This is a genomic window from Algibacter luteus (assembly GCF_900141715.1).
Taxonomy (GTDB): Bacteria; Bacteroidota; Bacteroidia; order Flavobacteriales; family Flavobacteriaceae; genus Arenitalea; species Arenitalea lutea.
Map to the genome: position 1 here is coordinate 561,395 of NZ_FQYK01000002.1, position 3,980 is coordinate 565,374.

Genomic DNA, 3,980 nt, shown 5'->3' on the forward strand with positions numbered 1-3,980 from the left:
GTTGTTGGATCTGCTGGTGTAGATGGATCATCGATTCCAGTCGTTTCCTCACAATCCGTTAAACCATCACCATCTGAATCAATAGGAGATGGACAAGCTTCTACAACTAATGTTGCTGTTGCCGTATCACAGTTCGCTGGGTTTAAGTTCTCACAAATCGTGTAATCGTAAGTGTATGTTCCCGCTGTTGTGCCTGGAGCTACCGTAATGGTACCATCGGCATTCATCGTAATGCTTCCTGATGCTGGACTTGGTGCTGTACCTGGTGTTAATGTTACATCTACTGGAACTACGGCTACACCGTTTAAGGTGTCGTTGCCTAATACCGTTGTTGTGCTGCCACCTGCAAATCCGTTTACTGGAGAGGCGCTGTAATCGTCTGCTACGGCATCGATTGGTGCTGGAGCTACGACTACAGTTGCTGTAGCCGTATCACAGTTTGCTGGGTTTAAGTTCTCACAAATGGTGTAATCGTAAGTGTAGGTTCCTGCTGTTGTACCTGGAGCTACCGTAATCGTACCATCAGCATTCATCGTAATGCTTCCTGATGCTGGACTTGGTGCTGTACCTGGTGTTAACGTAATATTTGCTGGAATTACTGCTGCACCATTAATAGTATCATTAGCTAATACTGTAGTACTAGTTCCACCATCTGTTCCATTGACAGCGACTGAAGAAAAGTCATCATTATTAGCAATTATTCTTGGAATAACATTTAATGTTGCGCTATTCTGCTCTTCAATACAAACATTATTGGCATGTGTTATAATGACATTATATATATTTCCATCTAAACCTGTAACATCAGATATATTTAAAATTGCTGTTGTCGTGCCACTATAAACACCTGTATCTGATAAATTTAACCCATTTTCTTGCCATTGATAAATTAGGGAAACTGAATCATCCGTAGCAGGTGGAATTCCATAATCTGGTACACCTAAAGCAAAAGTTGTAGTGCTTTCAGATGAGGCAGTTACAGAAAAAGTTGCTGGATTACCTTCAATTTCACTTTGATTTGATGGTACCACATCCACAGTAACTTGAACTGCAGTAATTACATTAGCATTAGTTCCCGGATAAGTAGCAGCTATTACTGTTCCATCCGAATTCACTTCTGATGCCCCGACAACACCGCCATATGTTCCATCATTATTGGAATCAGCAGTTGAATCAGAATATGCCTCGTTTGCATCAGGACAACTATCATTATCACTATCAGTATCAAAATGGTTTGGAATACCATCATTATCGATATCTAAATTTTCACAGATACCGAAACTGTTTAAAGTACAAAAATCGGGATCTTGATAATCTGGTACATTATCGCCATCTGCATCAGCTAAAGGATCTGTACCATTTGATTCCTCAGTATCTAGAATCCCATCGTTATCATCATCTAAATCTATAGCATCAGCAATACCATCCCCGTCATTATCTTCAAAAGTGTTATCTCTATAATCTACATCTCCTCCGGCAAATACATCAGCATCAGCATCAGGGAAATTATCTGTTTGTGTATTATCTAGAATACCGTTTGGATCCGCAAATGTATCACCAGCTGTACCATCATCATAAGCATCATCCAATCCATTAGCTCCAGTTACCCCATTAGTTTGTCCATCGGAATCAGTGTCAGCAACACTATTTCCTGCTTCATCAATATCAAATAATAAATCGTTATCAGAATCTAAATCTAGATAATCAGGAGTATCAGTACCATCGGTATTAACAACATTTATATAAGTACCTCCATTAGAACTATCATAATTATCATCTAACCCATCGTTATCCGTGTCTACACCACTCGGTGCGATATAACCAACAGTCGACTGACCTTCGACATTGTCTGGTATAGTATCATTATCAGAATCTAAATCTAAATAGTTCAATTGACCATCACCGTCAGTATCTTCAATGATTAAAGGTGTACCTCCTAGATTTGAATCCAAATTACCATCTCGGTCATCATAAGGATCTAAGGCATCAACTAACCCATCTGCATCACTATCATTGGTTGTTCCAGATCCGTATCTCCCGTTTCCATTGGAATCAACACCTCCAGCTTCAAGCACATCAGATATACCATCATTATCAGAATCTAAATCTAGAAAATCAAAGTTTCCATCTCCATCGGTATCAATTGGTGACAATCCTCCAGGAGCGACTCCTAATGGTATACCGTTAGCATCGACTTCTGTGCTATCTAAAACACCCGTTCCTTCTTGTCCGTTTCCATCTGGGTCGTTAGTTCCTCCAGCTTCAGTATAATCTGGAATACCGTCATTATCTGAATCTAAATCGAAATAATCTGGAACACCATCACCATCAAAATCTGTTGGGTTTGTTCTTGGGTCATTATCTCCATCTAAATTTGCGTCTTCTTCAGTATCAAGTATGCCATCATTATCATCATCTAAATCTGAAACATCTGGAATTCCATCCTGATCTTTATCTTGAGAACTTAATTCTCTCCAATCTCTATCTCCACCAGCAGGGTCAACATCAGGTTGATCTGTAGGTAGTTGATTGTTATTTGTGGCATTGTCAGGATTTGTTGTGTTATTGGCTCCATCAATTGCTGGATTAGAATACTCAAAATCATCATGCAAACCGTCTCCATCAACATCAACAAATAATGCAGGGTCAACGATTCCGTCATTATCGGTATCTAATGGACCATCTATAGAATTATCTACAGCATTTTCTAATAAATCGAAAGCATCGCCAACGCCATCAACACCATCTGAATTTGTATCAGCATAATCTGGTGCGCTTCCTCCATCGGTATTTGTATAACCTATTCCAACACCGCCATTATCAACATCATATGCATTATCTATTCCATCACCGTCGGTATCTAAACCTGTAGGACTTACATAGCTGAATGTACCTTGTCCTTCAATATTATCAATGATACCGTCATTGTCGATATCAATATCTAAATAATTGTTTACTCCGTCGCCATCTCTATCTTTATTAAAACCAAAACCTCCTAGAATATTTCCTGCATTATCAGGATCATTCGAATCGGCAAGTCCATCTCCATCTGAATCTACTGGTATTCCTGTTCCAACTATACCATCGTTATCATTATCGGCAACTTGAAAATTACCCTCAAAAGTATCTGGCAATCCGTCACCATCCGAATCTAAATCTAAATGATTTGGTATGGTATCTGCATCAGAATTTCTTAATACCGGAAATGTTGCTTCATTATCAATAGTATCATGCCAACCGTTATTATCTAAATCTACAAGTCCGTCAACTTGCCCATCATTATCGGCATCATTATAGGTAGCATTATTTGAAAATGCTTCAGCATTATCTGTGATACCATCGTTATCAGAATCTACATCCAGAAAATCATAAAGCGTATAACTTTGGCTGCTATCTGAACTAGAATCGGTATTTAGTGGATTATTTATTAATACACCACTTTCAGGGCTTGTTTCTACTTCATCCGCAAGACCATTTGCCCCAAAACTTACTGAATCAACAATACCATCATTATTTGAATCTGTATTTCCTGCTTCTAATACATCAGGAATAGCATCATTATCGGCATCTAAATCTAAATGATTAGGAATTCCATCACCGTCAAAATCAAATTCTTTCTCAATACCAGGAATATCATCTCCAATTACGGGATTAGTATCATCCTCATCTAAATATGCTGGAACACCATCGTTATCCAAATCTGCCGTTGGATCTGTTCCATTGGTTTCTAGTGTGTCAGGAATACCATCATTGTCATCATCAATATCAATAATATCGATTACTCCATCTTTATCATAATCTGGTAAGACTAATATAGTTGCTGTTGCCGTATCACAGTTTGCTGGGTTTAAGTTCTCACAAATGGTGTAATCGTAAGTGTATGTTCCTGCTGTTGTACCTGGAGCTACCGTAATGGTACCATCGGCATTCATCGTAATGCTTCCTGATGCTGGACTTGGTGCTGTGCCTGGTGTTAATGT

General features: G+C 38.8%; 1 protein-coding gene. It reads right to left on the reverse strand.

The features are described 5' to 3' along the window. Nucleotides 1-3,980 (reverse strand): beta strand repeat-containing protein (locus BUA46_RS15100; RefSeq protein WP_218587870.1); only part of this gene is annotated, 3,980 nt, incomplete at both ends.